The sequence below is a fragment of the Trinickia sp. genome, assembly GCF_051961175.1.
Taxonomy (GTDB): Bacteria; Pseudomonadota; Gammaproteobacteria; order Burkholderiales; family Burkholderiaceae; genus Trinickia.
On sequence record NZ_JBQCDN010000366.1, the window covers coordinates 1 to 2588 of the forward strand.

A 2588-nucleotide genomic window follows, 5' to 3' on the forward strand; every position below is an offset into this window, starting at 1 on the left:
GGACCGACGCGGTTCGGCCCGAGACGCACGTGCATCCAGCCGATGAGCTTGCGTTCCCACAGGATCAGGTACGCCACGCACAGCAAAATCGCGACGGAGACGACGACGATGCGCACGAGCGCCCACACCGTGGGCCATGCGTCACCGAGCGCCTGGGCGCCGCCTGCGTTGATCGTATCGAACAAGCTCATTTACGCCTTCTCCACCACGAGTTCACCGAACAAGCCGCCGAGTGCCGCGCCGAGCTGCGTGCCCGCCGAAACGCGCACCGCGCGCTCCGCCAGCGCCGCATCGCGCGTCGCGCCGGCCTGAACCGTGCGATCGCCCTGGCGGACACGCACCGTGTCGCCTTCCTTCAATCCAAGCTGGTCGAACAGCGCGGCCGGCAAGCCGATCGTGTTCGCCGTCCGTGCTGCCGCCGTCAGATGCAGCGACGGAGCGCGGCGCACGAGTGCGTCGGCGTGATAGATCGCCACGTCGGCGATACGCTCGAGCGCACCGTTAGCGTTCGCGTTTGCCTTCGCACCGCGTGCCACCGCCGTGTCCGTGCGGTTGTTCAGGCGCGAAGCGTCGACGCCGTTCGGCAGCGCCGCGGCGCGCACGTCTTCCACGGTGTCGTAGTCGAACCCGCTCAAACCGAGCACGTTGCCAAGCACACGCAGCACCTTCCAGCCCGGACGCGTTTCGCCGAGCGGACGCACGGCGCCGTTGAATGCTTGCAGCGTGCCTTGCGCATTGACGAACGCGCCGGCCGTTTCCGTGAACGGCGCGATCGGCAGCAGGACATCGGCGTAGTCGAGGCCCGTCTTGAACGGCGACAGCACGACAACCGTTTCGGCCGCGCCGAGCGCGGCAAGCGCCTGCGCCGGATTGGCCGTATCGAATTCCGGTTCGAGGTTCAGCAGCACGTAACCCTTGCGCGGCTGCTCGAATGCGGCGCGCGCATCGAGGCCTTGCGCACCGGGCAGCGCGCCGACGAGGTGAGCACCCACGGTATTCGCGGCTTCCGTGAGGAAACCGAGCGTCGCGCCCGTTTGTTCGGCGATCCACTGCGCGAGCGCATGGATACGCGAGAACTCGGGGTGCTGGACGGCACTGTTGCCGATCAGCACCGCACGGCGTTCGCCGTTCGCGAGCGATGCCGCCACTTCCTGCGCGGCAGCCGAGGCTTCAACACCAGCCGCCCCTTCCGGCAGCGCAACACCGCGTGCCTGAGCGACGGCGGCGGCGATGCCGGCGAGCGCATCGACCCATGCCGACGGCGCAGCCACGATCGTCTTCGCGGTTGGGATCAGCGAGTTGTCGCCCGTGGCATGCAGCAGATGCAGCTTCGCGCCGCTGCGTGCAGCTTGGCGCAGGCGCGAGGCCATCAGCGGATGGTCGCGGCGCAGGAACGAGCCGATCACGAATGCTGCGTCGATCGTCGACAGATCGGCCAGCGGCATACCAAGCCACGGCGTCCCGGCGCTTGCGGACGAGAAATCGGATTGGCGCAGACGGAAATCGACGTTCGGCGTGCCGACCGCCTGGGCCAGTTGCTTCAGCAAAAACAGCTCTTCGACGGTGCTATGGGCACTGCCGAGCATGGCAATGGCGTTGGCACCGTGATCGGCCGCGACGCCCTTCAAACTCTTCGCGACGTATTCGAGCGCCGCCTGCCAGTCCGTTTCGATCCACTGGCCGCCTTGCTTGATCATCGGCTGCGTCAAGCGCGCTTCGCTGTTCAAGCCTTCGTACGAGAAGCGGTCCTTATCGGAGATCCAGCACTCGTTGATCGCCTCGTTCTCGAGCGGCAGCGCGCGCATGACGCGATTGTTCTTGGTCTGCACGACGAGGTTTGCACCGACGGAATCGTGCGGGCTCACCGATTTGCGGCGCGAGAGCTCCCACGTGCGGGCGCTGTAGCGGAACGGCTTGCTCGTGAGCGCGCCGACCGGGCACAGGTCGATCATGTTGCCCGACAGTTCGGAATCGACCGTCTTGCCGACGAACGTCGTGATCTCCGAATGCTCGCCGCGGCCCAGCATGCCGAGTTCCATCACGCCGGCCACTTCCTGGCCGAAGCGCACGCAGCGCGTGCAGTGAATGCAGCGCGTCATCTCTTCCATCGAAATGAGCGGCCCCACGTTCTTGTGGAACACCACGCGCTTTTCTTCCTGATAGCGCGAGGCGGACTTGCCGTAGCCCACGGCCAAATCCTGCAACTGGCATTCGCCGCCCTGATCGCAGATCGGGCAATCGAGCGGGTGATTGATGAGCAGGAATTCCATCACCGATTGCTGCGCCTTCACGGCCTTGTCGGAAGTCGTGCGCACGACCATGCCGGCGGACACCGGCGTGGCGCAGGCCGGCACAGCCTTCGGCATCTTCTCGACTTCGACGAGACACATGCGGCAGTTCGCCGCGATCGAAAGCTTCTTGTGATAGCAGAAGTGAGGAATGTACGTGTCGACCTTGTGGGCAGCCTGGATCACCATGCTGCCTTCGGGCACCTCGACCTTCTTCCCGTCTATTTCAAGTTCAACCATGATGGTGAATGGTCCTTAACCTATTACCGCTCAATCTTTTGCTCGCTGAACCGCCCGCCG

2 protein-coding genes are annotated in these 2588 nt (G+C 65.2%); both read right to left on the reverse strand.

The window, feature by feature from the left end:
- The coding region (locus ACTHL0_RS21090) for an NADH-quinone oxidoreductase subunit H (protein WP_440568845.1) at nucleotides 1-191 on the reverse strand (191 nt) is incomplete at its 3' end.
- Entirely contained in the window at nucleotides 192-2528 is a 2337-nt protein-coding gene (nuoG, locus tag ACTHL0_RS21095; protein ID WP_440568846.1) for an NADH-quinone oxidoreductase subunit NuoG, read from the reverse strand.
- Nucleotides 2529-2588: the final 60 nt, after the last annotated feature.

Bases quoted from the DNA above. Each gene is read 5' to 3' on its own strand.
- nuoG (WP_440568846.1), bottom strand. From the start codon at position 2,528: ATGGTTGAACTTGAAATAGACGGGAAGAAGGTCGAGGTGCCCGAAGGC.